This is a genomic window from Arthrobacter sp. MDT1-49-2 (genome assembly GCF_059090185.1).
In genome coordinates, this window is sequence record NZ_JBNHFK010000009.1 from 131,452 (window position 1) to 157,139 (window position 25,688).

A 25,688-nucleotide genomic window follows, 5' to 3' on the forward strand; every position below is an offset into this window, starting at 1 on the left:
ACGGCCATAACGCAACCTAACCGGCCCGATTCGATGCTTTTCCGGCTGGATTAACCGTCCGTCTCGGTGCGCTCGGGGCGCACCGAATTCTCCTGGGAAGCCTGCTCGGCAGCCTGGTCGTAGGCCGCGGTCAGCGAGGCGACCACATCCGGTCCGATCTCCATGCCGACGTCGTGCCCGGGGTTAAGTGCCATGCCGTAGCCGGGGGCGATGCTGCGGATGGTGGCCTCGCCGGTGGCCTTGACGATCACCGGCGCCGCCTCACGCAGCTGCTGCGGGATCCGGTCCGCGGTGGAGAAGACTGCTGCCACGGAGTATTCCGAGTCGGGGGCCTTCAGTACCAGCGCCTGGAAGGAAGAGGGGTCGTCCTCCTTTGCCAGCCGGCCCACGCTGAGCAGTTCGGAGGTCCAGATCACGGACATGACCTCACGGTTGGAAAGGCGTCCTTCCCGGCCGGCAGTGACGGCTTCCTCGAGGGCAGCACCGGGGGCCGGGGCATCCTCGTTGGCCAACTGCATTGCGGGGACGTCGGGGGTGTTGTCCGGTTCCATGCGGGACTCCTTGGAGAGATCGGGGTCAAAACCCCAAGTCTGGCACACCCAGCGGATACCGTGGTGGGCATGGAAGCCAACGAGAACACGCGCAGCCTTGAAGCAGGTATTGAACGGGATTTCAGCGACAAGATGAGTTACGGGTCCTACCTCGCGCTGGATGAGCTGCTTTCCGCGCAGCATCCGGTGAGCCGGCCCGAGCACCATGACGAGATGCTGTTCATCATCCAGCACCAGACCTCGGAATTGTGGCTGAAGCTGGTCCTGCATGAGCTGCTGGCCGTGCGGTCCCGGCTGCAGGAGGACGATCTCCGTTCGGCCATGAAGGGGATAGCGCGGATTAAGCACATCCAGCGCTCGCTGACCGAGCAGTGGTCCGTGCTGGCCACCCTGACACCCTCCGAATACGCGCAGTTCCGCGGAGATCTCGGAGCTTCCAGCGGATTCCAGTCCTACCAGTACCGCGCCGTGGAGTTCCTGCTGGGCAACAAGAACGAGTCGATGATCGCCGTTTTCTCCGCTGATCCGCAGGCGCAGGCGCTGCTGTCAGGGCTGCTCGGGGAAACCAGCATCTATGACGAGTTCATCCGGTACCTGCACCGCCGCGGCTACGCGGTGGACACTGCCCTGCTGGAGCGGGACGTGCGGCAGGCCCACGTGTACAACCAGTCACTGCTGGAGGTTTACAAATACGTCTATGAGAACCACGAGGCGAACTGGGATGTCTATGAGGCCTGCGAAGAGCTGGTGGACCTGGAGGACAATTTCCAGCTGTGGCGTTTCCGACACCTCAAGACCGTGGAACGCACCATCGGGATGAAGCGCGGCACGGGCGGCTCCAGCGGCGCAGGCTTCCTCCGGCGGGCGCTGGACCTGACGTTCTTCCCGGAGCTCTATGCCGTCCGCACTGAGATCGGGCGCTAGGGGTATGCGCTATTTTTGAAGAGTGCTGATATCTGATCGTGACATCCGAGCCGAGATTGCCGAAAACCGGATCGCCCTGGACCCGTATGACCCCGCCATGGTCCAGCCTTCCAGCGTCGATGTACGCATCGACCGCTTCTTCCGGCTCTTCGACAACCACAAATATGCCCACATCGATCCGTCGCAGGACCAGTCGGAGCTGACCCGCCTGGTAGAGGTGGAACCGGATGAGCCGTTCATCCTCCACCCCGGTGAGTTTGTCCTGGGGTCCACCTACGAGCAGGTCACGCTGCCGGACGACATTGCCGCCCGGCTCGAGGGCAAGTCCTCGCTGGGCCGGCTGGGGCTGCTCACACACTCGACGGCAGGCTTTATCGACCCGGGCTTCTCCGGGCATGTGACCCTGGAGCTTTCGAACATGGCCACCCTGCCGATCAAGCTCTGGCCCGGCTCCAAGATCGGCCAGCTGTGCTTCTTCCGGCTGAGCTCGCCCGCGGAGTTCGCCTACGGTTCGGGACAGTACGGCAACCGGTACCAGGGCCAGCGCGGCCCGACGGCGTCGCGCAGCCACCTGAACTTCCACCGCACCAACGTGGCCGACGACGCCGTGGCCGGCGCCGCCGGCGGCCAGGCGGAAGTCGGCGCTTCCTCCTAGGACCGGCCTTCGGCCCGCCGGCGGGCGGATTTGCGGGCGGCGGCCGGGGAGCGCACCGGCAGCAGCACCAGCAGGCCGACCAGCAGCACGGCGATGATGCCGATGATTCCGTACCGCTGGGCTCCGAAGATCACAATGCAGGCGGAGAACAGGGTGGGGGCCAGGAAGCTGACCGCGCGGCCGGTGGTGGCGTACAGGCCGAAGAGTTCGCCTTCCTCGCCTTCCGGCGCGAGCCGGGCAAGGAATGCGCGCGACGCCGACTGCGCAGGTCCCACGAACAGGCAGAGCAGCAGCCCGAAGATCCAGAAGGTCGTTTCGCCGGCCCACTGCAGGCCAAGCATGTCCTGGTTGGCCGGCCCCAGCACCACCACGGCGGTGCCGGCCAGGATGAGTCCGATCAGCGACCCCACAATAACGGCCTTCGGGCCGACGCGGTCGTCCAGGAATCCGCCGATGACAGATCCCACCGCCGCCACCACGTTGCCGAAGATGGCGAACATGATCACCTCGGACGGTTCCAAGCCGAAGGTTCCTGCCGCGATAACCCCGCCGAAAGTGAACACTGCGGCCAGTCCGTCACGGAAGACGGCGCTGGCGAGCAGGAAGTAGATGGTGTGCGGGCTGCTTTTGAACAGGGACCGGATGCGCTTGAAGAGCAGTTTGTAGGAGGCAATGATGCCCAGCCGGGCCACGGCGTCCTGGCGCGGCACTTCCGGCACTGCGAACATCAGCGGCAGGGCGAAAAGCAGGAACCAGACGGCCGCGAACAGGGCGACGGCGCGCAGGTTCAGTCCGTCTTCGGACGTGACACCGAACCAGCCGACGTCGGGCTGGACGAAGCCCACCAGGACCAGTGCCAGCGCGGCGATGCCGCCCACATAACCCATGGCCCAGCCGAGTCCGCTGATTCTCCCCACGGATGCCGGGGTAGCGATCTGGGTGAGCATGGCGTTGTAGTTCACGCCGGCAAACTCGAAGAACAGGTTCGCGAGGGCGATGAGCGTCACGCCGAGAATCAGGTAGTTGGGGGAGGGGAACACAAACCAGCAACCGGCCATCAGGGCACAGGTGAGCAGCGTGTTGATGGTGAGCCATTTGCGCCGCCGGCCGCCGGCGTCGGAGCGCTGTCCGGTCACGGGTGCGAACAGGGCCACGGCTACTCCGGCAATCGCCAGGCCTGCGCCCAGCACGGCGGAGTTCTCGTCCGTATCGCCAAAGGAAGAGGACGTGAGATAGACGGTGAACACGAAGGTGGTCATCACCGCGTTGAAGCCGGCAGAGCCCCAGTCCCAGGAAGCCCAGGCGAGCACCTGCTTCCAGCGTGCCGGTTGCGGAGAGTGTGCCGCCCCCGCGGACTCTTTGTGTGTGCTGAGACTCATGCGCAGAGCCTAGCGGCAACAGGCGTTTTCCCGCGCATTCCACGCCGGAACGCGGATGTGGCGCCGTCGTGCGGCAGTGCACGAATAGGAAGTGGCGTCTATGCCATGGGTAGAATGTATAGACCGACCTTGACCGCCCCTTGATAAGTACAGCCTGATAACTACAGCTGTGTGACGCTGCAACATCGACAAGAGAGTCCGGGAGATCATCGTGCTATTTGTGCTCACCGTTCTGTTTACGGTGGCACTGGTTGCGCCCTTATTGTTCCGGAAGGTGGGCCGGTCGGCGTTCTACGTTCTCGCGGCCTTCCCGGCTGCCGCCTTCATCTGGCTGGTGGCCACATTCCCCCGGTACACAGGTGCTGACCAGACGCTTGCCTCGGGTGCCCCGAACGCACCCCCGTCAATCACCATTCCGTGGATCCCCGATCTCAGGGTTGAGCTCGCGTTCAGGATGGACACGCTCTCCGCGGTGCTTTCCATCCTCATCCTCGGAGTCGGAGCGCTGGTCCTGTTCTACTGCGCCCGGTATTTCCGCCCCAATGACCCGAAAATGGGTTCCTTCGGCGCGCAGCTGCTTGCTTTCGCAGCCACGATGTTCGGCCTTGTTACGGCGGATGACCTCATCCTGCTGTTCATCTTCTGGGAACTGACCACCATCCTGTCCTACCTGCTGATCGGCTACGCAGCGCACCGCCTGTCCGCGCGGCGAGCGGCACTGCAGGCCCTGATCGTGACGACCTTCGGCGGTCTGGCGATGCTCGTGGGCATGATCATGCTCGGCTCCGCGGCACAGACCTACCGCATTTCCGAGATCCTGGCGCAGGCCCCGGACCTGGTGGCGCAGGGAACCCTGGTCAACGTTGCCATCGCACTGATGCTCGTGGGCGCTGTCTCAAAATCGGCGCTGGTGCCGTTCCACTTCTGGCTGCCGGCGGCTATGGCCGCACCCACTCCGGTCAGCGCGTACCTGCACGCCGCCGCCATGGTGAAGGCCGGCATCTATCTGATTGCCCGCCTGGCACCCGGGTTCTCCGAGACCCTGCTGTGGCACCCGATCGTGCTGGTCCTCGGCCTGCTCACCATGCTGCTGGGCGGGTGGCGGGCCCTGCGGCAGTTCGATATCAAGCTGATCCTCGCCTACGGCACGGTGAGCCAGCTCGGCTTCCTGACTCTGGTGGTCGGCCTGGGCAACCGCGAGGCGGCAGTGGCCGGGCTGGGCCTGCTGCTCGCCCACGGGTTCTTCAAGGCCACGCTGTTCCTGGTGGTGGGAATCATTGACCACCAGGCCGGCACCCGTGACATCCGCAAACTGTCCGGGATCTTCCGCTCCGCGCCAAAACTTGCGGTGGTCGCCGTCATCGGCGCCGCCTCCATGGCCGGCATTCCGCCGCTGCTGGGGTACGTGGCGAAGGAATCCGTGTACGAGACCTTCGTGCACTACGGCGAGAAGCAGGGCACCGTCGCGGGCTGGATCCTGCTGGCCGGCGTCGTCATCGGTTCCATCCTGACCTTCGCCTACAGTGCACGCTTCGTCTGGGGTGCCTTTGCAACCAAGGACGGCTGCAAGCCCACCCCGTTCAAAGCGGTGTCATGGTCCTTCCTCGCAGCCCCGGCCATCCTCGCCGCAGCGACCGTGGTGTTCGGCCTGTGGCCCGCACCGCTGGACAGCATCATCGCCTCCTACGCCGGCCTGTTCCCGGCCGACGGTCCGCCCACGCACCTGGCGCTGTGGCACGGACTGACCCCGGCACTCGGGCTGACCGCACTCACGCTGGCCGCGGGCACTGCGCTGTTCCTGCTGCGCCGCAACGTGGAGACCTTCCAGCGGGACATTGCCTTCCCGTTGGACGCGGAGCGTTCCTACCGAGGCACCATCGGCGTGCTCGACGACGTCGCCGTGTGGGTCACCGGGCGCACCCAGCGCGGTTCGCTGTCCTTCTACCTCTTTGTCATCCTGTCGATGGCAATCGTGACGCCGCTGTCGGCGCTGCTTATCCGTTCCGCGCCCATGCCGCAGGACTTCCGCCTGTATGACAATCCGCTCCAGGCAGTGATCGGCGCAGCCGTGATCCTGGGTGCCGTCGCCGCAGCCCGGGCCAGCAAGCGCTTCCTCGCCGTACTGATGGTCTCCGTCAGCGGGTACGGCATTGCGCTGATCTTTGCCCTGCAGGGCGCCCCGGACCTGGCGCTCACCCAGATGCTGGTCGAAACCATCGTGCTGGTGGCCTTTGTCCTGGCCTTGCGGTCCCTTCCGGCGCGGCTGTGGAAGCGTGAACCGAAGCGGCACCGGCTGCTGCGCGCCGTCCTGGGCATTGCCTTCGGAGCCAGCATGGTGATCTTCGCGATGACCGCCATGGCGTCCCGCGTGGCCACTCCCATCTCCCTGGACTTCCCCAAGCTGGCCTACGAAATCGGCGGCGGCAACAACATTGTCAATGTCACGCTGGTAGACATCAGGGCATGGGACACCTTCGGGGAGATTTCCGTACTGGCCATTGCCGCCACCGGCCTGGCATCCCTGATTTTTGTCCGCGGACGCGGGGACAAGCGGCGCCGGGCCGAAGGCGTTGCCAGCGGTTCGGTGGACCGCGGACGCGAGCACTTTGCCTCCACCGGCCGGCGCCAGGCGACCCTGGCACTGGCCCGGAAGTTCTCCAGCGTGGGCCGCGATGCCTGGCTGGTGGCCGGCAGGACCCTTGCCCCGGAACGGCGCTCCATCATTTTCGAAGTGATCACGCGGCTGCTGTTCCACTCCGTGATCCTCTTCTCGATCTACCTGCTCATCGCAGGCCACAATGCGCCCGGCGGCGGGTTCGCCGGCGGCCTGATGGCAGGGCTCGCACTGACCATCCGCTACTTGGCGGGCGGTCGGTTCGAGCTGGCGGAAGCCAGCCCCGTCAGCGCCGGGACCCTGCTCGGCGGCGGCCTCGGCCTCGCCGCGCTGTCCGCTGCCGCACCGCTGTTCTTCGGCGGCCAGATCCTGCAAAGCGCAATCATCAAGTTCACCTGGCCGATTTTCGGAGAGGTCAAGTTCGTCACCTCCACGATCTTCGACATCGGCGTCTATCTCATTGTGGTGGGGCTCGTGCTGGACGTCCTGCGCAGCCTGGGCTCGGAGATTGACGAGCGCAGCGAAGGCGACATGGACGACGAGGACACCGTAGTGGAGGAACCCCAGATCATCAGCGCGGAAGAGAAAGCCGGCGATACCACCGGAATCAGGGCCGGCGAAGAGGAGGTGGCACGGTGACGGTCAACCTCACTCTCCTCCTGGTGATGGGCGCCCTCTACGCCGCCGGGATCTACCTCCTGCTTGAACGCAGCCTGACCCGCGTGGTGCTGGGACTGACCATGCTGACCAACGCCACCAACATCCTGCTGCTGGCAACCGGCGGAGCGGCCGGGCTGGCGCCGATGTTCAACAAGGACCTGCCGGCGGACGCCTACAACGATCCGCTGCCCCAGGCCTTCATCCTCACCTCGATTGTCATTTCCTTCTCGGTGACGGCCTTTATGCTCGGCATCATCTACCGGTCCTGGGTGCTCGGCCGCCAGGACGAGGTCCAGGACGATATCGAGGACCGCCGCGTGGCCAGCCAGAGCAGCTTCGACGCCGAGGATGATGCGGATGTCCCCGAGGACACCACGGAATTCACTCCGCCGGACGAGGCCGAAGAGGCGGCAGGCTCGCAACGAGGAAACGCTACGAAGAACGGACCGGAGGTGAACCGATGAACACAGCAAGCCTTGCGCCCCTGGCCGTGGTGCTGCCGTTCTTCGGCGCGGCCCTGGCCTTCATCCTGATCCGGCACCAGCGCTCCCAGCGGGTGGTCAGCGTCAGCATCCTGGCACTGACCCTGGTGCTGGAAGTGGTCCTGCTGCTCTCCGTCTGGAACACCGGCGCCGTGGCCGTGAACCTGGGCGGCTGGCTGCCGCCGTTCGGCATCACCATGGTGGTGGACCAGTTCTCGGCACTGATGCTTGTGGTCTCGTCCGCGATCAGCCTGGCCGTCCTGATTTACGCCGCGGGCCAGGGCATGGCCGACGGCGACGAAGACGGACCCATTTCCATCTTCCATCCCACGTATCTGATCCTGGTGGCCGGCGTTTCCAATGCCTTCCTCGCCGGTGACCTGTTCAACCTGTACGTCGGATTCGAAATCCTGCTCACCGCCAGCTACGTCCTCATGACATTGGGCGGCACAACACCGCGGATCCGCGCCGGAGTGACCTATGTGGTGGTCAGCGTGGTGTCCTCGCTGCTCTTCCTGATCGCCATCGCCATGATCTACGCGTCCACCGGCACGGTCAACATGGCGGACCTGGCCCTCAAGCTGGGCGAACTGGATCCGGCGACGCAGATGATGCTGCACCTGATGCTGCTGGTGGCCTTCGGCATCAAGGCCGCCGTCTTCCCGCTCTCGTTCTGGCTGCCCGACTCCTATCCCACCGCACCGGCACCGGTGACGGCGGTGTTTGCGGGACTGCTGACCAAGGTGGGCGTGTACGCCATGGTCCGTACCGAAACCCTGCTGTTCCCCGGGGACCGGATCAATACCCTGCTGATGGTGGTTGCGGGGCTGACCATGCTGGTGGGCATCCTCGGTGCGCTGGCGCAGACGGACATCAAACGTATGCTCTCCTTCACCCTGGTCAGCCACATCGGCTACATGGTGTTCGGGCTAGCAGTCGCCTCCGTCGTCGGCATCGGTTCCGCCGTGTTCTACGTGGTTCACCACATCACCGTGCAGACCTCGCTGTTCCTGGTGACGGGCCTGATTGAGCGGCGCGGCGGTACGGCGAACATGGACCGTCTGGGCGGTCTTGCCAAACTCTCGCCGCTGCTGGCCGTGCTGTACTTCATCCCGGCCATCAACCTTGCCGGTATTCCGCCGTTCTCCGGCTTCCTCGGCAAGCTGGGCCTGATGCAGGCCGGCGTTGACCTGGGCACCCCGCTGGCCTATCTGCTCGTAGCCGCCGGCGCCGCAACCAGCCTGCTGACGCTGCTGGTGATGGCACGGGTCTGGAACCGGGCGTTCTGGCGGACCCCCGAGGACGCGGTGCACCCGGACCCGATCCTGCTGGCCACCAGCGCCGACGGTTCACGGCTGCGCAATTCGGAAGACGTCAGCGAGATCACCACCGGCCGGTTCTCCGCTCGGGATTCCGTGGACCTGCTGCCGCGGACCATGGTTTACCCCACGGTGGGGCTGGTGGCCCTGGGCGTGTCCCTGACCGTCCTGGCCGGACCGCTGTTCTCGCTCAGTGACAATGCCGCCCGGGACCTGCTGGACCGCACGCCCTACATCGAAGCAGTGCTGGGAGAGGGGGCAGCAGAATGACCAAGGAAGCGCCCATGCGCAACCGTGCCCGCGTTCCGCTCCTGAAGGAACTGCCGCTGCTGATCTGGCTGGTATTCCTGTGGGGTGCACTGTGGCAGGACTTCAGTGCCGGGAACCTGCTCTTCGGCGCGGTCATCGCGTTTGTCGTTGCGAACATTTTCTACCTTCCGCCGGTGGAGCTCAGCGGACGGTTCAACCCGCTGTACGCGTTGATTTTTGCCGTGCGGTTTCTCTACAAGCTGGTGCACGCGAGTTTCCACGTCTTCTGGCTGGCGCTGGTCCGCGGGCCGCGGATCCGTAACGGAGTGATCGGGGTGAAGCTGCGCAGCCGCTCGGACCTGCTGGTGACTGCCACCGGCCACGCCCTGTCGCTGATCCCCGGGTCGCTGATTGTCGACGTCGACCGCTCCACCTCCACGCTGTATCTGCACGCACTGGATGTTTCCACCCCGGAACAGGCGGAGAAGGCGCGTACCGAGGTGCTCAACGCGGAGGCATGGCTGATCCGCACCATGGGCACCAAGAAGGAACTCGAAGCGCTGCGTGCCGAGACGGCAGAGTCGCGGCAGCAGAAAATCGGAGGACAGGCATGATGACCGCAGCAGTGGTGGCCGTGTCCCTCATGCTGGCCGTGGCCGGCGCAGGGGCCATTTACCGCATCGCCAAGGGGCCCTCGATCCTGGACCGCGTGCTGGCGGCGGATGTGCTTCTGGCCATTGTCGGCGCAGCTCTGGCGACCGACATGATCGTGTACCGCAACCTTGATTATCTGGCGCTGCTGGTCGCCATCTCACTGGTTGGCTTCATTGGCTCCGTTACTGTTGCCCGCTTCGTCACGGACCGGAGGTAGGCAATGGAAGAGACCGTGTATGACGTGATTGTGGCCGTGCTGATGCTCGGCGGTGCCTTGATGTCCCTGGCCGCGGCTATTGGCCTGATGCGCTTCCCGGACCTGCTCAGCCGGATGCACGCGGCGTCCAAGCCGCAGGTTCTTGGCCTGCTGCTGTTCCTGCTGGCGATGGCCGTGGAGTTCCGGAGCTGGAAACTCCTTCCGATCCTCGCCGTCGCCTGGATCTTTATGCTCCTGACTGCCCCTGTGTCCGCCCACATGGTGGGCCGGGCAGGCTACCGGACCAAGCACCTGCGCCCGGAACTGCTGGTGATCGACGAGCTTGACGACGTCGTCGAACGCGCCCAGCGGATGCTGAAGGAAGCAGAGGAGGAGCGGGCCCTCGAAGACGACGAGGACGATCCCAAAGTGGACGACGATCCGGACGGGACAGCGCCCGAGGACAGCATATATACCGGCGAGCTCGATGACGATGAACTGCTGCGGGCCCGCGATGGCGCAACTGCCGGCGGCTTAAACAACGACGCCCAGCGCCCGGGGAAAAACCCCGAGGGCTGAGCACCGCGGTTCCGCCGGCAGGCGGCTACCTGGTTTAGACGACTTCCGGCGTTTTCTGGTAGCGCTGGATGGCGCGCTGTGTCCCGCGGTTGGTGAGCACCCGGATGACCGAGCTGACCGCACCGGACACGACCGCAAACGCGACAGCGGACCGAAGGCTGTTCTCGAGGCTGCCTTCGGCGTCCTTGGGCGGCTCGTTGCCCGTGGCCTTGGTCCAGATGAAATCCAGGGCCTTCGCGGCGACAATTCCGGACAGAATGCTGGCGCCTGTTCCGAGCAGTTTGAGGATCAGGTTCATGAGTAACTCCTAGCTTCGGGCGTTTTCCCTAACCCTACGGTACCGGTTGGAACACGCGGATCGGCTGATGCCTGTGTAGATCCGGACCCCGTGTGTAGAGTGGAACCGCAAACATACGACAGGGGAGCGCCGTCCCGCAGCAGGTCCAACGGATCTGGGTGACGGGCGCTGAGAGTGCGGACATCCGCAGACCCTCGAACCTGATCCGGTTAGTACCGGCGAAGGGAGTCGAGAGCTCAGGGAATCTTCCCGTGACGGGCCGGCAGCCGCCGGTGCGGGCGGGTAGCTGTGCCGGTGTACCGGCCGTCCCTCCCCTCCTGAACCACAGGAGGATATCCATTGAAAAACCGTTCTTCAGCGGCGGCACCGTCCGCCCAAAAGTTCCCCCCGGCACGCAACGCTGTGTCCACCCTTCGCTGGCGGGTAGTGGACATAGTTGTTGCCTCCGTCCTTGCCGTCGCGGTAGGTGTCATTTTCTGGGCCTGGTCACTGGGATACGCAGGGATCAGCGCCCTGACGGCTGCGTTTCCACCGCTGGCCGGACTGTATACCGGCGGCTGGCTGATTGCCGGGGTGCTGGGCGGGCTGATCATCCGCAAACCGGGCGCGGCCATTTACTGTGAGATGCTAGCGGCCGCGGTCTCCGGCGTGCTCGGCACCCAGTTCGGCCTCTCCGTGCTGCTCTCCGGGTTTATCCAGGGCCTGGGCGCGGAACTGGTGTTCCTGATCTTCCTTTACCGCCGCTTCACGCTGCCAGTGGCGCTGCTGGCCGGGCTTGGCTCCGGCGTGTTCCTGGGACTGAGCGAAAACATCCTCTACAACCTGGAATGGGCAGCCCAGTGGCAGCTGCTGTACGTCATCCTTACCGCGGTCTCGGGCGCGGTAATTGCCGGCGGGCTCTCCTGGCTCGCGGTGCGGGCGCTGGCCCGGACCGGGGCGCTGGCCCCCTTCGCGTCGGGGCAGACCGGGAAGGCATAGCTGTGCTGTCGAGGAGAAGAACCGGACGGAGCCGGAAGGACCTCCGCACTCCGGCTCCGAGCGGTGCGGCTACTGCGTCAGGCGCCCGGGCCCGGCCGGCCGCCGTGACCGCCCGCGGCTGGGGCTGGCGGCATGGCGGCCGCAGCACCCCCGCGGTATCCGGACTGGACCTCAGCATTTCTCCGGGCGAACGGGTGCTGCTGCTCGGTGCCTCAGGTGCGGGCAAATCCACTGTCCTGCATGCCCTGGCAGGGGTCCTCGGCCCCGATACCGGCGGTGTGGAACACGGCAGCCTCAGCGTGGACGGCGCCCACCCCTCCGATCCCGCCTCCCGCGGCCGGACCGGGCTGGTCCTGCAGGACCCGGACAGCCAGACCGTGCTGTCCCGGGTGGGGGACGAGGTGGCTTTCGGGGCAGAGAACCTGGCCGTGCCCGCCGGAGAAATCTGGCCGCGGGTGCATGCCGCCCTGGCCGACGTCGGCCTGGAGGTGCCGCTGGACAGTTCCACGGCTGCCCTGTCCGGGGGGCAGAAGCAGCGCCTTGCCCTCGCCTCGGTGATGGCCATGGAGCCGGGCTTGCTGCTCCTGGACGAACCCACCGCCAACCTTGACCCGGCCGGCGTGGTGGAGATCCGCGACGCCGTAGGCCGGGTGCTGGACCGTACCGGTGCCACGCTCATTGTGGTGGAACACCGGGTCTCCGTCTGGGCCGAACTGGTGGACCGTGTGGTGGTGCTGGCCGCAGGCGGCGGGGTTTTGGCGGACGGCCCGCCCGATCAGGTGCTGTCCGGGCATCGCCAGGGGCTTGCCGCGGCCGGAATATGGCTGCCCGGGACCATGCCCGAGATACCGGGTGACACGGCAACCCCTTGGTGCCCCGGCGGTGGGGACGGCGGCCTGCTGCTCTCGGCCCGCGGGCTGGCGGTGTCGCGGACGAAGACGGCACCGCCGGTGCTCACCCGGGTGGACCTGGGCCTGTCTGCCGGGACAGCGGTGGGGATCACCGGGCCCAACGGGGCGGGAAAATCCACCCTGGCCTTAACTCTCGGTGGCCTGCTCCGCCAGCGTGGCGGCACGGTTGAGGCGGCAGCGGAGCTGGCCGGCGCCGCCCGGCCCGACCCCTTCCGCTGGAAATCGGCGGAGCTGGTGGAACGGATCGGAACGGTATTCCAGGAACCCGAGCACCAGTTCCTTACGGCCACCGTATTGGATGAACTGGCCTTCGGGCCCCGGCGCGTAGGCCGGGAGACCGACGGGAAAACCCGGGCCCGAGTGCATGAACTGGCAGAACGGCTGCGGCTGGACCATCTGCTGCAGGCCAACCCGTTCACCCTCTCCGGCGGCGAGAAACGCCGCCTGTCGGTAGCCACCATGCTGGCCACTGCCCCGCGGATCCTGCTGCTGGATGAACCGACGTTCGGCCAGGATGCCCGCACCTGGGCCGAGCTGGTGGCGTTGCTCCGCGATCAGCTGGCGCAGGGCCGGTGCGTGGTCTCCGTGACGCATGATGCCGAGTTCATTAAGGCACTCGCCTCCCGGACGCTGCGCGTGGTGGACGGCGCCGTGAGCGGGGAGCGTGCCACCCCGGCCGCGGCAGTGCAGGTGACCCCGTGAGCGGTCCGGCGATCCGTGCCGTGTCCAACACCGCGGCTCCTGCACGGCCGGGCGGGAGCTTCCTGAAACGTGCCAACCCGCTGTCCAAGCTGGCCTCGGCGGTGCTCCTGACTCTGGCTGTCCTCGTAACCGTGGACTGGGTCAGTTCCTCCGTGGTCCTGGCGGCCGAGCTGGCTCTGCTGCCGCTGCTGCACGTCCGGATCAGTACCCTGTTCCGGCGGCTCTGGCCCCTGCTGGTGGCCGCACTCATTGGTGCGTGGGGCACCGCCCTGTTGGCGGAGAAGACCGGAACGGTGCTGGTGGAGGCCGGGCCGCTGGTCTTCACCTCCGGATCCGTGGGCGCCGGAATCGCGATCGGGCTGCGCGGCCTGGCCATCGCCCTGCCCGGCATCTACCTGCTGATGACCACGGATCCCACCGATCTGGCGGATGCGCTGGCCCAGAAGCTGAAGCTGCCGCACCGTTTTGTCCTGGGCGCGCTGGCGGCCATGCGGCTGGTGGGACTGCTGGTGGAGGAATGGCGCACGCTCGGGCTCGCCCGGCATGCCCGCGGGGCCGGACCGGATACCGGGGCGGCCGCCCGGCTCAAGGGCTTCGGCGGACAGGCGGTGGCGCTGCTGGTCCAGGCCATCCGGCGTGCCACCCGGCTGGCCGTGGCCATGGAGGCACGCGGATTCGGGGCGGCGGAGCGGACGTGGGCCCGGACGTCCATGTTCAGCGGAGTGGATGCAGCGGTCTTTGGTGCGGGCCTGGCCGTGTCCGCGGCCGCCGTGGCAGCCGCCGTGGCGGCCGGGACGTTCAATTTCATCCTGACCTAGACCCGCTGGCTGAAGCCGGCGGGCGCGCTCCTACAGGACTGCGTCCGCCAGCTTCACCAGTTCGGCATTGAGTGTGGCCGAGAAGGGCATGGGCCGGCCGTCGATGGAACGCACCGGAACCAGCATCCGGATGCTGGAGGCCAGCCAGACGCCGTCGGCCTGGAACAGATCCTCGGGGACCAACGGACCGTAGCCCAGTTCCCAACCGGCCGCCTCTGCTGCCCTGAAGAGCGCGTCCTGGGTGGTTCCGGCCAGGATGCCGCTGCGACGCTCGGGCGTGAGCAGCGTCCGCACTCCGTTGCGCTCGGTGGCCAGGACGACCGTGGACGTTGGACCTTCCAGGACCTTGCCGTCCGAGGAGGTGAAGATGGCATCATCCGCCCCATTGGCCTTCGCATACCGCAAAGCGGCCATATTGACCGCGTAGGAAAGGGTCTTCGCTCCCAGGAGCAGCCACGGCGCCCGGGACGCGGCCAGGCTGTCATAACCGCGGTCCAGCAGCAGCACGCGAATGCCGTCCTTCTGCTGTGCCGCGTTGTCCGGAGCGGACGTGACCTGAACCCATGCGGTAGGCGTCCCCGCGCCTTCAACACCCCTGGTGGCCACCAGTTTCACCACGGCCCGTCCGGCGGGGCCCGCCTCCCCGGCATGCAGCTCCAGCGCTGTGCCGATGGCCCGTTCCCAGGCGGTACGCTCCGGAATCCGCAGATCCAGCAGGCCGGCCGAGGAGCCCAGCCGGTCCAGGTGGGCGTCCGGCTTCCGCGGCACGCCGTCCACCGCCAGGAGGGATTCGAAGATCCCGTCGCCGCGGGTGACGCCCAGGTCAGTGACCATGAGGGCCGGGGCACCGGCGTCGGCCGGGCGTCCGTCGGGGTAGGCAGGATCCAGGAAAACCAGAACAGTCATGGCACCAGCCTAGCCACAAAGGCCCCGACCGGCCGCCGTGCAGATAGGCTGTTCACAGGTGCGGCTGCTGGGAGGAGCTTGAGTGTGTACTGGTCTCTGACCGGCCTGGATCCATCCGGGTGGATAACGGTCGTGCTGACCGTGGTGGACTATGCCATCCGGATCATTGCGCTGGGCGTGGTTCCCGGCAACCGCCGTCCCACCACAGCCATGGCCTGGCTGCTGTGTATCTTCTTCCTCCCCATCCCCGGAATCATCCTCTTTTCCCTGTTCGGCAACCACCGGCTTTCCGAACAGAGGGTTCAGCGGCAGGCCGAAATCAACCGTGCCGTCCGTGAAAACACCAAGGAACTGGAAACCGAAGTCAGTACCTATGACGGCCCTGAATGGGTGCTGAACGCCGCCGAACTCAACCGCCGGCTGGGATCCTTTCCCACGCTGGACGGCAACAAGGTGGAGCTGCAGCGCGACTATCACTCGTCCATCGAGGACATGACCCGGGCAGTGGAGAAGGCCGTCCGCTACGTGCACGTGGAGTTCTACATCATGGGTTACGACGCCGTGACCCGTGACTTTTTCCGTGCCCTGAAAGAGGCGGCCGGCCGAGGGGTAACCGTGCGGCTCCTGTTCGACCACATCGGCACCCTCCGGGTCAAGGGCTACCGGCAGCTCCTGAAGGAACTGCGCAGCAGCGATATCCAGTGGCGGCGGATGCTGCCCGTTGAACCCTTCCGCGGACACTGGCGCCGTCCGGATCTCCGCAACCACCGGAAACTGCTGGTGGTGGACGGCGGCGTGGGCTTTACCGGGTCGCAGAACCTGGTGGAACCGGCCTATCACAAGGCAAAAAACCGCCGTTCGGGCCGGAACTGGGTGGAGCTGATGGCCAGGATGGAGGGGCCGGTAGTAGATGAGCTCAACGTTGTCTTCGCCACGGACTGGAACGCCGAAACGGACGAGAACCTCGAGCGGGAACTGAGCCTGTACGAGTGGACGTTCGATCCCGGTGACGTTACCTGCCAGGTGGTCCCCAGCGGCCCGGGTTTCACGACGGAAAACAACCTGCGCCTCTTCGCCTCCCTGATCTATTCGGCATCGGACCGGATCTCCATCACCAGCCCCTACTTCGTCCCCGACGACACCCTGCTGTATGCCGTGACCACCGCCGCCCAGCGCGGGGTCGCGGTGGAACTGTTCGTATCCGAACAGGGTGACCAGTTCCTGGTCGACCACGCCCAGCGGTCCTACTACGAGGCGCTGCTGAAGGCCGGGGTCCGGATTTACCAGTACCCCAAACCGCTGGTGCTGCACGCCAAGCACTTCACCATTGACAACGAAGTGGCTGTCCTGGGCTCCAGCAACATGGACATGCGGTCTTTCTCCCTCAATCTCGAGGTGTCCGTGATGATGTTTGACGGCACCATCGTGGAGCAGATGCGCCGGATCGAGGACACCTACCGCGCCCTGTCCAAGGAGCTGCTGCTGGAGAACTGGGTGGGCCGGCCGGTCTGGCAGCGCTACATCGACAATGTCGCCCGCCTGACGGCCACCCTGCAATAGCCTGGCGCCGCCGTCTGCTGTTCGTCCCGGATCTATCCGCGCCGATTCGGACCTATTCGGCGCTAGTGCGCCATGGCACCGTCCAGCCGTGCCAGCACCCGGCCCAGCGCGGCCGCGGGATTCGCCCCCGGGCCGACCATCCGCACCGTCAGCGAAGCAGCGGCCGGCACGTCGTCGGTGGCGACCCAGCGGCGTTCCTGCGCCGCCCACCGCTCCCAGTGCGGGGCGTACGTGCTGCCGTCACGGTCCAGGGCGTACCGCTTGCGGACTCCCTCCTCGCCGTCCACCCACACGACGGCGTCCAGCAGGGTGCGGGCCTCGCGGTGGGCCGCTCCCACCCCTTCCAGGACGACGGCGTCGGCCGGCTCCGTGACCCGCTCGGCGCCGGGGCGCCCGGTCTCCCAGTCCCATGCCTGCCAGTGTGCCGGCAGTCCCCGGGAGAGCGGACGCAGGATGTGTTCCCGGTAATAGGCCATGCCGCTTTCCAACCCGTCCCAGCCGGGATAGATGTCCTCCAGGTGGAAGAGGCGGACGGAACCGCGGCTGCTCAGGGCAGCTGCCACTTCGGTGGCCAGGGTGGTTTTACCGGCTCCCGAGAAGCCGTCAACGGCGATGAGCAGGGGCGCCGGGCGGGGAGGACGCTCAGTGCTCATTGGTTTCCGCGCGGGTTGGCCTGCAGGCCGTCCACGTAGTCCACCACGCCCGGAACGGCGGCTTCGATCAGCGCGTACGCGGTTTCAAAGTCTCTTTGGTTCCCGTACCAGGGGTCCTCGATGCTCAGCTCGGGCGAAGGGTCGGGACGGCCGCCGGATGTCTGCAGTGCGGGATCAAAGGCGCGAAGCATCATCACCTTGGTGCGGTCGGATGAAGAGGGTGCCTGCTGCAGAAGGTCAAGGTAATGCCCGTAGTCCATGGCCAGGATGAGGTCGAGGCTGCTGAACCATTCGGAGTGGAATTCCCGGGCGCGGAAGGCTGAGATTTCGGCATCCTGGTAGCCGTGCCGCCGCAGTTCAGCGGCCGCCCGGCGGTCCATGGGTTTGCCCGCCTCCCACCCGGTGAGCCCGGAGGAATCCACTGCCACCGGACTGCCGGTGCCGGCGAAGGCGCGGTCGAGGGCGAACCGGGCCATGGGGGAGCGGCAGATGTTTCCCGTACAGACGGTCTGGATGCGGAACATGGCTTAAACCCTACGCACAAACCGTGATCCCGGCCTGCCCGGGGGCATGAGCGGGCTAGGCGCGCGCCAGCAGCTCGCCGCAGGGCATCAAAAACCAGCCGTCCGGGGCCTCGGCCCACGCCTGCCAGCCGGCCGCGATGCGTTCCAAGGCCTGCCGGTCCGCCAGCCCGCGTTCAAGGGCCTGGTCCGCGAAGAGGGAGTGAAGCACCCGCTCGGCCCAGGAGCCGGCATGCCACGCCCGCTGCTCCGGTGTGGCGTACAGCCAGTTGGAGGAGGACGGGGTGATCTCGGTGAACCCTGCCTCCAGCGCCCAGGAGAGCAGATGCCGGCCGGCATCGGGCTCGGCCTGGTTGCCGCGGGCAATCTGCTGGTAGGTCTGCATCCATTCCGTCAGCGCTGGTGAGGCGGGATGCCAGCTCATGCCGTGGAAATCGGCGTCGCGCACCGCCACCAAGCCGCCGGGTTTGGTGACCCGGCGCATTTCGCGCAGCGCTGCCACCGGGTCCATCAGATGCTGCAGCACCTGATGGGCATGGACCACATCGAAGGTTTCGTCCGGGAAATCCAGGTCGTACACGTTTCCGGGCATGAAGGTGGTGTTCCGCAGTCCCCGTTCCGCTGCCAGCGTGCGTGCCTGCGCAAGGACATCTTCGGACTGGTCCACGCCCGTCACGGGGCCCGGAGCGGTGAGTGCGGCAAAATCCGCCGTGATGCTTCCCGGTCCGCAGCCCACGTCGAGCACGCTCATACCCGGCTGAAGCTCGGGCAGCAGGTACGCGGCGCAGTCCCTCGCGGTGCGGACCGCGTGGGCAGCAACCACGCTGCGGTGATGGCCGTGGGAGTACGTTTCGGAACCCATGGCAGGACCCTACCGTCAGGGCCGGGCGGACGTTATGCACGCGTCACGCCGTGTCACGCAAGCCCCTTCGCCAAAGTTGAGTGATGGAGGCTCAAGTTTGTTGACAAAGAACCAGGGCTGAGTAGAGTTGAGTCCAGAACGCTCAATTGCACTGCCGCGATCCCGGCAGGGGCTCCCGTCCGCGGGGCCGCCCCGCTGACATCGCGGAAGATGCGGGTTTTTCCAAGGAAAGAGGAAGCAAATATGTCACGTGCAGTAGGTATCGACCTCGGAACCACCAACTCGGTTGTCTCGGTCCTTGAAGGCGGCGAGCCCACGGTCATCGCCAACGCCGAAGGCGGCCGCACCACCCCGTCCGTCGTCGCCTTTGCCAAGTCCGGCGAAGTGCTGGTCGGCGAGATTGCCAAGCGCCAGGCTGTCAACAACATTGACCGCACCATTTCCTCCGTCAAGCGCCACATGGGCACCGACTGGAACGTGGACATCGACGGCAAGAAGTACACCGCCCAGGAAATCTCCGCCCGCATCCTGATGAAGCTGAAGAACGACGCCGAGTCCTACCTCGGTGAAAAGGTCACGGACGCCGTGGTCACCGTTCCGGCCTACTTCAACGACGCCGAGCGCCAGGCCACCAAGGAAGCCGGTGAAATTGCCGGCCTGAACGTGCTGCGCATCGTCAACGAGCCCACCGCTGCTGCCCTGGCCTACGGCCTGGACAAGGGCAAGGAAGACGAACTGATCCTCGTCTTCGACCTCGGCGGCGGCACGTTCGACGTCTCGCTCCTCGAAGTCGGCAAGGATGAGGACGAATTCTCCACCATCCAGGTCCGCGCCACCTCCGGTGACAACCGCCTCGGCGGCGATGACTGGGACCAGCGCATTGTTGACTACCTGCTGGGCCAGGCCAAGGCCAAGGGTGCGGATCTGTCCAAGGACAAGATCGCCCTGCAGCGACTGAAGGAAGCAGCGGAGCAGGCCAAGAAGGAACTCTCCTCCGCCACCTCCACCAACATCTCCCTGCAGTACCTCTCGGTCACTCCCGAAGGCCCGGTCCACCTGGACGAGCACCTCTCGCGCGCCAAGTTCCAGGACCTGACCAAGGACCTGCTGGACCGCACCAAGAAGCCGTTCAACGACGTCATTGCCGAAGCCGGCATCAAGGTTTCCGACATTGACCACATCATCCTCGTGGGCGGTTCCACCCGTATGCCCGCTGTGTCCGAACTGGTCAAGGAGCTGGCCGGCGGCAAGGAGCCGAACAAGGGCGTGAACCCGGACGAGGTCGTCGCCGTGGGCGCCGCCCTGCAGGCCGGTGTGCTGAAGGGTGAGCGCAAGGACGTGCTGCTCATCGACGTCACCCCGCTGTCCCTGGGCATCGAAACCAAGGGCGGAGTGATGACCAAGCTGATCGAGCGCAACACGGCCATCCCCACCAAGCGCAGTGAAACCTTCACCACCGCTGATGACAACCAGCCGTCCGTGGCGATCCAGGTCTTCCAGGGTGAGCGCGAGTTCACCCGCGACAACAAGCCGCTGGGCACCTTCGAGCTGACCGGTATTGCGCCCGCTCCGCGCGGCGTGCCGCAGATCGAGGTCACCTTCGACATTGACGCCAACGGCATTGTGCACGTGTCCGCCAAGGACAAGGGCACCGGTGCCGAGCAGTCGATGACCATCACCGGCGGTTCCTCGCTCTCCAAGGACGACATCGACCGGATGGTCCGCGAAGCCGAAGAGCACGCTGCGGAGGACAAGAAGCGCCGCGAGGCAGCCGACGTCCGCAACTCTGCCGAACAGCTCGCCTACTCGGTGGATAAGCTCCTCACGGACAATGACGACAAGCTGCCCGAAGACGTCAAGACCGAGGTCCGCGGCGACGTCGACGCCCTGAAGAAGGCGCTCGAAGGCACCGAGAACGATGACGAGGTCAAGAGCGCGTTCGAGAAGCTGCAGGCTTCCCAGACCAAGCTCGGCGAAGCCATCTACGCTTCGGCCTCCGCCGCGGGTGCCGAAGGCGCTCCAGGTGCGGCCGACGGCGCAGCAGGCGACGGCGCGGCAGCCGGCGGTGCCGACGATGAAGACATCGTTGACGCCGAGGTTGTCGACGACGAAGAGAAGAAGTAACCATGGCGGCTGGAAACGAGCACGGGAACACCCCCGAAGGCGAGGATCCGATCAGCGGCCAGGACCAGCCCGCGCCGGAAGAAGCGCAGCAGGATGGCACGGCAGCGGGGGAGGGCACGTCCTCCCCGGCCGCCGGGCCGGACGGGGACGCACTGTCCCAGGCTGAGCAGATCCTGAACAATGCGGACGTACCGGCACAGCCTGCGGCTTCGCCCGAAGCCGCGGAACTGCGCAACGACCTGCTGCGCCTGCAGGCCGAGTACGTGAACTACCGCAAGCGGGTGGAGCGGGACCGCGACGTCGCACGGGAAATGGCCGTCATCGGTGTGCTGAACTCACTGATGCCCGTCCTGGACGACATCGACGCCGCGCGCCAGCACGGTGACCTGGCGGAGGGACCGTTCGCCGCCATCGCCACCAAGCTGGAAAACTCGCTGAAGACCTACGGGCTCAGCCGCATTGACGAGACCGGCGTGGAGTTTGATCCGAACATCCACGAAGCGCTCATCCAGCAGCAGAGCGCCGAGGTCACGTTCGATACGGTCACGCAGATCCTGCGCGCCGGCTACAAGTCCGGCGACCGGGTCCTGCGTGCCGCGCAGGTGATCGTTTCGGTTCCGGAACAGTAGTTACACGGTGTCCGGGGCTGCCCTAGCAGGCAGCCCCGGACATTTCCATAGGCAGGTCCCGCAGCAGGGCCGGCAGCAAGCCCGTCGGCCGGCGCAACCGGCAGCGACGCGGGATCAGTGCACAAGAAAGGGGACGCCAATTGGCTAGTCAGGATTGGGTCGATAAGGACTTCTACAAGATTCTGGGTGTTCCCAAGGATGCGTCCGACGCCGACATCAAAAAGGCGTACCGCAAGCTGGCACGGAAGTACCACCCTGACCAGAACCAGGGTGACGCCAATGCGGAGCGGATGTTCAAGGACCTCTCCGAGGCCTACTCGGTGCTCTCCGACGCCGAGGAACGCCAGCAGTATGACGCCATCCGGGCCATGGGCAGCGGTGCCAGGTTCACAGCCGGCGGCGCGCCGGGCGGCGCCGGAGCAGGCGGCGCGGGCTTTGAAGACATCTTCGGGGACCTGTTCGGCCAGACCGCCCGTGGCGGCGGACGGCGAACCACTTTTAATGCCGGCGGCAGCAACATCCCGCCGGAGTTCGCGGACCTCTTTGGCGGCGGCGGTTTCGGCGGCGGGGGCTTCGGCGCACCGCCACCCACCAAGGGCGCGGACCGGACGGCCAGCACCACCATCTCCTTCGCCGGGTCCATCAACGGCACCGTGATCGGCCTGCGCGAACCCAGCGGTGAAGTGGTCGAGGTCCGGGTCCCGGCCGGAGTCAAGGACGGACAGAAGATCCGGGTACGCGGCAAGGGACAGTCCGGCGCAGCCGGACCCGGGGACCTGATGGTCACCGTGCACGTCACCCCGCATGACTTCTTCATACGCGACGGTAACAACATCCGGATCCACGTTCCGGTGTCCTTCCCCGAGGCCGCCCTGGGCGCCACCATCGAGGTGCCTACGCTGACCTCGGAGACCGTGCGCCTGAAGGTGCCCGCCGGCACGCCGTCGGGCCGGACCCTGAGGGTCAAGGGCCGGGGCGTGCACACGTCCAAAGGCAACGGCGACCTGCTGGTGACAGTCGACGTCGCCGTGCCCTCACGGCTGAACAAAGACGCCCAGGCCGCAGTGGAGGCCTTTGCCGAAGCGACCAAGGGTGAGGACCCGCGCGCGGGGCTCGCCGCCAAGGCACGGCTCTAGCCGGCTCCCCGGCGGAGTGACCCGCCGGGGTTAGGATTTCAACCAGCAGTGAAGGAGGAACAATGGGCATAGACGTCAATGCGCCTATCTTTGTGATCTCCGTTGCCGCTGAGCTCGCGGAGATGCATCCGCAGACCCTCCGGCAATATGACCGGCTTGGAATAGTCCGGCCCAGCCGGGCACCGGGACGGTCACGCCGGTATTCCCAACGGGATATCGAGTTGCTCCGCGAAGTCCAGAAGCTCTCCCAGGAGGGCGTATCGCTGGAGGGCATCAAGCGGATCATGGAGCTGCAGAACCAGGTCACCGGGCTGCGGCAGCGCGTCAGCGAACTCTCCTCCGAGCTCGAGACTGCCCGCCGCTACACCTCGGACCGCAGCCGCGTCTTCGCCGCCGGCCGGGCCGGCGATGTGGTGACCCTAAGCCGCGGCCAGCGTCCCCCGCCCGCCCCGGGAACGGTACAGCAGCTGGGCCTGGTGTCCCTGATGCAGCGCAGCGGCAGGCTCCGTGCCCTGCCGGCCGGCAAGTCGGCGGACCGGAACTATGCGGACGAAGGCTACATCCAGTCACTCTGACCGCCCGGCAGCATTGCCTTCCGCGGCACCGGCCGTCCGGCGTGAGATGATGCCGGGATGCCACAGATGGGAAGTCCGGTCGGAACCGTGCGGGCGCTGTACCGCTACCCGGTCAAGTCAACCGCAGGCCAGGCCCTTGCCGCCGTCGGGGTCACCGACCGGGGCCTGCAGGGCGACCGCGGCTGGGCGGTCTATACGAACGACGGCGGGATTGCCAGCGGCAAACGCACCCGCCGCTTCCGGCCGGTGCCCGGCCTGATGCACTGGTCTTCCAGCGCCGACGACAACGGCGTTCCGGTGCTGACCGGCCCCGACGGCCGGTCCTACCGGGCCGATGAACCGGCGGCAGCCAGTGCCCTGAGCTCAGCCCTGGGCCAAGAGCTGCGCGTGCAGCCGGAAACCACCGTGCAGCACCATGACGAAACGCCTCTGCACCTGGTCACCACGTCCTCCCTTGCCGCCCTGGATGACCTCACCGGCGCGGCGGTGGACGAACGGCGTTTCCGGGCCAACATCATTATCGATACCGGCGCGGACCGGGTATTTGCCGAGGACGGATGGGCGGGCGCCGAGCTGGCGCTGGGCCCGGACGTACTCCTGCGGCTGGGGCCGGGCATGCCGCGCTGCCTGATGATCGACCAGCCCCAGGCCGGAGTCGGCGCAGCACCCAAGGCGCTGAAGGTGTTGGGCACGCATCACCGCGCCGAACTCGGGCTGCAGGCCCATGTGCTGCGCACCGGGATGCTGCGGGTCGGCGATGCCGTGACCCTGTTTCCGGCGGCCGGCGCTTTCTAACCAAGAACCCCGAATTCCTGCCCGGACGTGCCGGGCAAGCCCCCGGGGAGGCGCGTCAGTGCAGGAGGGTCAGTGCAGGAGGGTCAGCGCAGCCGCCGTGCCCGGAGGACAACATCCCCGCTATGGTGCGCCCCGGCACCGGCCGTGACGTGCCGGGGACGGGTTTCGTCCACCTCAACCTCCCAGTTCCCGTCCAACGCCGCGGCAATATCGCCGGGCAGCACATAATCGCGCATATCGACGGGCGCCTGGTCCCGGGCTTCGCGGGCGGCAGGCATCGCGTGATGCACCACCAGGAGGATACCGCCGGGCGCCACCGCGCCCAGCAGGGCCCGTTCTGCTGCGTTGTCCCCGGTGCGCAGCAGCGCCGGATACTGGGCCGAGACCAGGTCGAAGCCTCCGTGCGGAAGGTCCGCTTCCACCAGGCCGGAGTGCAGCCAGTTCACCGTCAGGGAGCGCTGCGCCGCTTCGCGGGCGGCACGGTCCAACGCGACGCGGGAAACATCCAGCGCCGTGACGTCCCAGCCCCGGGATGCCAGCCAGAGCGCATCCGCGCCTTCGCCGCAGCCCACGTCGAGGGCCCGCCCGGGTGCCAGGGCCGCGGCCTCGGCGACCAGGGCGCCGTTGGGCTCACCGCTCCACAAGGCATCCCGGCCGGCATAACGCTCGTCCCAGTCCGCCTGGACGGTCGCCGGGTCCGGTGCTGCAGGGGTGCCGGCGGGGTCTTTATTCGGTTCCATACCTGAAGCATGCGTCGCCCGGAGCCGGGCCGCAAACCCTGTTGCCGCACCGGCAACGGGCGCACACTGTTCTTCCGCGAGCTGCCTGCTATTCCCGGACGCCGGCCTCCGGCCGGAGCCGGATGAGGCGCTGCGGGCCGTCGTCATCCAGTTCCACCAGGTCGCCGTGCGAGGAAAGGAAGTCCGTGAAGGAGCGGAAGCCGAGCGGTTTCTCGTTGAAGGAGGGATCCATGCGCCGCATCTGGTTCTTCACCGTCCCGGTGTTGAGCCATTCATCATCGCCCTTGGCATGGCCGATCTTGAGTGCCCGGACCAGCAGTTCCGTGGCGAGGGTGCGCGGATCAATGTCCTCGGCCACGTCAGGTTCCTCGTAACGGGCATCCTCGGTGTGCGAGAACATTGGCACCACGGTGAGTTTGCGTGCCTTGCTGGGGGTCTGGTCCATCGCGGCCTCAGCGGGGCCGGCGGCAGAACCCGGAGCAGTCTGCGCTGCCCCGGCCTTTACGATGCCGGGCAGGGAATCGTAGTCCTCGAATTCGTCACAGGCCGCGGCCAGGGAGGTACTGGTGGATCCGGCGACGCCGATGCCTACGACAAACCGGCCAAGCCGCTTCGACTTCTGCGCCAGGGCAATGTAGTCCGAATCCCCGGCGACAATAATGATGTGCGTGAGGTCGGGCAGGCGGAACAGGTCCTCGACGACGTCCACCGCAAGCCGGATGTCGGCGCCGTTCTTGGTGCCCCGCGTGGTGGTGGTAAAAAGCTGCGTGAGGTCCACGGCCCGGGACATCAGCTGGCGCTGGTAGCTCGCGTTGACGGGCACGGACCAGTCCGCGTAGGCGCGGTTGACCACCAGCGTGCCGAAGGAGGCGGCGAAGTCGATGATGGCGTTGAAGTCGACAGTGGCTGCGGCGAGCCGGGCGGCCACCTCCGGATCTGCGTCCCGGTTTGTCTTGTCGAAGTTACGGATCCCGTCCCGCTGGAAGGCATTGCGGCCGTGCAGCTGCTGATAGCGGGAGATCACAATGTTGTCGAAGTCGATGTACAGTCCGACGCGCGGATCGCTCGGTTCAGGCATGGGGCATTCCTTCGGGACGGCGGACGGCTTGCTGCCGCCCGTACCCCCAGTTTCCTGCGCCGGGTACGGCAACGGCAAACCGGCGTCGCCCGCGGGCCGGTCCCGAACCTGCCGGAAACGTCCGGAACGCTGCCCGGCCG

General features: G+C 66.5%; 25 protein-coding genes, 1 pseudogene and 1 riboswitch. Of the genes and pseudogenes, 17 read left to right on the forward strand and 9 right to left on the reverse strand.

The window, feature by feature from the left end:
- Nucleotides 1–50: 50 nt before the first annotated feature.
- Nucleotides 51–551: an SseB family protein gene (locus tag AC5RTS_RS13435; RefSeq protein ID WP_493992513.1), complete on the reverse strand. Its 501-nt coding sequence runs from the start codon at nt 549–551 to the stop codon at nt 51–53.
- A 69-nt stretch (nt 552–620) separates the two neighbouring features.
- Here AC5RTS_RS13435 and AC5RTS_RS13440 point away from each other — a divergent pair, with 69 nt between their 5' ends.
- Together AC5RTS_RS13440 and dcd are read left to right on the forward strand one after the other, a co-directional pair.
- Nucleotides 621–1,475: a tryptophan 2,3-dioxygenase gene (locus AC5RTS_RS13440; RefSeq protein WP_493992514.1), complete on the forward strand. Its 855-nt coding sequence runs from the start codon at nt 621–623 to the stop codon at nt 1,473–1,475.
- A gap of 22 nt (nt 1,476–1,497) precedes the next feature.
- Entirely contained in the window at nt 1,498–2,130 is a 633-nt protein-coding gene (dcd, locus tag AC5RTS_RS13445) for a dCTP deaminase (RefSeq protein ID WP_493992515.1), read from the forward strand.
- Here dcd and AC5RTS_RS13450 read toward each other — a convergent pair.
- Nucleotides 2,127–3,509, reverse strand: a complete 1,383-nt coding sequence (locus AC5RTS_RS13450) for an MFS transporter (RefSeq protein ID WP_493992516.1) — start codon at nt 3,507–3,509, stop codon at nt 2,127–2,129. The genes dcd and AC5RTS_RS13450 overlap by 4 nt on opposite strands.
- Nucleotides 3,510–3,720: 211 nt before the next feature.
- On the opposite strand from AC5RTS_RS13450, the gene AC5RTS_RS13455 reads away from it, so the two are divergent.
- From AC5RTS_RS13455 to mnhG, 6 genes and pseudogenes are all read left to right on the forward strand, one after another.
- Entirely contained in the window at nt 3,721–6,762 is a 3,042-nt protein-coding gene (locus AC5RTS_RS13455) for a Na+/H+ antiporter subunit A (protein WP_493992517.1), read from the forward strand.
- The gene (locus AC5RTS_RS13460) at nt 6,759–7,247 is read left to right on the forward strand and encodes a Na(+)/H(+) antiporter subunit C (protein ID WP_493992518.1); all 489 of its coding nucleotides are present in this window, start codon (nt 6,759–6,761) and stop codon (nt 7,245–7,247) included. Before AC5RTS_RS13455 ends, AC5RTS_RS13460 begins: the two co-directional genes overlap by 4 nt.
- Nucleotides 7,244–8,854, forward strand: coding sequence for a Na+/H+ antiporter subunit D (locus AC5RTS_RS13465; protein WP_493992519.1), 1,611 nt, complete (start codon nt 7,244–7,246; stop codon nt 8,852–8,854). The genes AC5RTS_RS13460 and AC5RTS_RS13465 overlap by 4 nt, the downstream gene beginning before the upstream one ends.
- Entirely contained in the window at nt 8,851–9,447 is a 597-nt protein-coding gene (locus AC5RTS_RS13470) for a Na+/H+ antiporter subunit E (protein ID WP_493992520.1), read from the forward strand. Before AC5RTS_RS13465 ends, AC5RTS_RS13470 begins: the two co-directional genes overlap by 4 nt.
- On the forward strand, nt 9,447–9,704 hold the full coding sequence (locus AC5RTS_RS13475; RefSeq protein ID WP_423723626.1) for an MrpF/PhaF family protein: 258 nt from the start codon (nt 9,447–9,449) through the stop codon (nt 9,702–9,704). The genes AC5RTS_RS13470 and AC5RTS_RS13475 overlap by 1 nt, the downstream gene beginning before the upstream one ends.
- 3 nt (nt 9,705–9,707) lie before the next feature.
- A pseudogene (gene mnhG, locus AC5RTS_RS13480) lies at nt 9,708–10,082 on the forward strand (monovalent cation/H(+) antiporter subunit G); the annotation flags it as partial.
- 214 nt (nt 10,083–10,296) lie between these two features.
- Here mnhG and AC5RTS_RS13485 read toward each other — a convergent pair.
- Nucleotides 10,297–10,560 (reverse strand): DUF4235 domain-containing protein, encoded by a 264-nt coding sequence (locus AC5RTS_RS13485; protein ID WP_493992521.1) that lies wholly within the window; start codon nt 10,558–10,560, stop codon nt 10,297–10,299.
- A gap of 110 nt (nt 10,561–10,670) precedes the next feature.
- Nucleotides 10,671–10,804, forward strand: a riboswitch (TPP riboswitch).
- Nucleotides 10,805–10,899: 95 nt separating this feature from the next.
- On the opposite strand from AC5RTS_RS13485, the gene AC5RTS_RS13490 reads away from it, so the two are divergent.
- The 3 genes from AC5RTS_RS13490 (at nt 10,900) to AC5RTS_RS13500 (ending at nt 13,969) form a co-directional block, all read left to right on the forward strand.
- A complete protein-coding gene (locus AC5RTS_RS13490) occupies nt 10,900–11,538 on the forward strand; it encodes an ECF transporter S component (protein ID WP_493992522.1) in 639 nt (212 codons plus the stop codon).
- A 104-nt stretch (nt 11,539–11,642) separates the two neighbouring features.
- Nucleotides 11,643–13,151 carry an ABC transporter ATP-binding protein gene (locus tag AC5RTS_RS13495; RefSeq protein ID WP_493992523.1) on the forward strand — a complete coding sequence of 503 codons (1,509 nt, stop codon included), beginning with the start codon at nt 11,643–11,645 and terminating at the stop codon, nt 13,149–13,151.
- On the forward strand, nt 13,148–13,969 hold the full coding sequence (locus tag AC5RTS_RS13500) for an energy-coupling factor transporter transmembrane component T family protein (RefSeq protein ID WP_493992524.1): 822 nt from the start codon (nt 13,148–13,150) through the stop codon (nt 13,967–13,969). The genes AC5RTS_RS13495 and AC5RTS_RS13500 overlap by 4 nt, the downstream gene beginning before the upstream one ends.
- A 30-nt stretch (nt 13,970–13,999) precedes the next feature.
- Here AC5RTS_RS13500 and AC5RTS_RS13505 read toward each other — a convergent pair whose 3' ends face one another.
- Nucleotides 14,000–14,875: an aminodeoxychorismate lyase gene (locus tag AC5RTS_RS13505; RefSeq protein WP_493992525.1), complete on the reverse strand. Its 876-nt coding sequence runs from the start codon at nt 14,873–14,875 to the stop codon at nt 14,000–14,002.
- Nucleotides 14,876–14,959: 84 nt separating this feature from the next.
- On the opposite strand from AC5RTS_RS13505, the gene cls reads away from it, so the two are divergent.
- Complete coding sequence (cls, locus tag AC5RTS_RS13510; RefSeq protein ID WP_493992526.1) at nt 14,960–16,435, forward strand: cardiolipin synthase; 1,476 nt, start codon at nt 14,960–14,962, stop codon at nt 16,433–16,435.
- Between the two features lie 62 nt (nt 16,436–16,497).
- Here cls and AC5RTS_RS13515 read toward each other — a convergent pair whose 3' ends face one another.
- The 3 genes from AC5RTS_RS13515 to AC5RTS_RS13525 are packed head-to-tail and all read right to left on the reverse strand — an operon-like array spanning nt 16,498 to nt 18,471.
- The gene (locus AC5RTS_RS13515; protein WP_493992527.1) at nt 16,498–17,088 is read right to left on the reverse strand and encodes a nucleoside/nucleotide kinase family protein; all 591 of its coding nucleotides are present in this window, start codon (nt 17,086–17,088) and stop codon (nt 16,498–16,500) included.
- Nucleotides 17,085–17,612: a low molecular weight protein-tyrosine-phosphatase gene (locus tag AC5RTS_RS13520; RefSeq protein WP_493992528.1), complete on the reverse strand. Its 528-nt coding sequence runs from the start codon at nt 17,610–17,612 to the stop codon at nt 17,085–17,087. Before AC5RTS_RS13520 ends, AC5RTS_RS13515 begins: the two co-directional genes overlap by 4 nt.
- Nucleotides 17,613–17,667: 55 nt before the next feature.
- Nucleotides 17,668–18,471, reverse strand: coding sequence for a methyltransferase domain-containing protein (locus AC5RTS_RS13525; protein WP_493992529.1), 804 nt, complete (start codon nt 18,469–18,471; stop codon nt 17,668–17,670).
- Between the two features lie 243 nt (nt 18,472–18,714).
- On the opposite strand from AC5RTS_RS13525, the gene dnaK reads away from it, so the two are divergent.
- The 5 genes from dnaK to AC5RTS_RS13550 all read left to right on the forward strand — a co-directional run bounded on the left by dnaK (nt 18,715) and on the right by AC5RTS_RS13550 (nt 23,730).
- Nucleotides 18,715–20,595, forward strand: a complete 1,881-nt coding sequence (dnaK, locus tag AC5RTS_RS13530; protein ID WP_493992530.1) for a molecular chaperone DnaK — start codon at nt 18,715–18,717, stop codon at nt 20,593–20,595.
- A 2-nt stretch (nt 20,596–20,597) separates the two neighbouring features.
- Entirely contained in the window at nt 20,598–21,224 is a 627-nt protein-coding gene (locus AC5RTS_RS13535) for a nucleotide exchange factor GrpE (protein ID WP_493992531.1), read from the forward strand.
- A 140-nt stretch (nt 21,225–21,364) separates the two neighbouring features.
- Nucleotides 21,365–22,360, forward strand: coding sequence for a DnaJ C-terminal domain-containing protein (locus AC5RTS_RS13540; RefSeq protein ID WP_493992532.1), 996 nt, complete (start codon nt 21,365–21,367; stop codon nt 22,358–22,360).
- A gap of 62 nt (nt 22,361–22,422) precedes the next feature.
- Nucleotides 22,423–22,935 carry a heat shock protein transcriptional repressor HspR gene (locus AC5RTS_RS13545; RefSeq protein ID WP_493992533.1) on the forward strand — a complete coding sequence of 171 codons (513 nt, stop codon included), beginning with the start codon at nt 22,423–22,425 and terminating at the stop codon, nt 22,933–22,935.
- A 57-nt stretch (nt 22,936–22,992) separates the two neighbouring features.
- Nucleotides 22,993–23,730 (forward strand): MOSC domain-containing protein, encoded by a 738-nt coding sequence (locus AC5RTS_RS13550; protein ID WP_493992534.1) that lies wholly within the window; start codon nt 22,993–22,995, stop codon nt 23,728–23,730.
- A gap of 83 nt (nt 23,731–23,813) precedes the next feature.
- Here the strand turns inward: AC5RTS_RS13550 and AC5RTS_RS13555 are convergent, their stop codons facing one another.
- Together AC5RTS_RS13555 and AC5RTS_RS13560 are read right to left on the reverse strand one after the other, a co-directional pair.
- A complete protein-coding gene (locus AC5RTS_RS13555) occupies nt 23,814–24,470 on the reverse strand; it encodes a class I SAM-dependent methyltransferase (protein ID WP_493992535.1) in 657 nt (218 codons plus the stop codon).
- A gap of 88 nt (nt 24,471–24,558) precedes the next feature.
- Nucleotides 24,559–25,548 (reverse strand): NYN domain-containing protein, encoded by a 990-nt coding sequence (locus tag AC5RTS_RS13560; RefSeq protein WP_493992536.1) that lies wholly within the window; start codon nt 25,546–25,548, stop codon nt 24,559–24,561.
- Between the last annotated feature and the right edge of the window lie 140 nt (nt 25,549–25,688).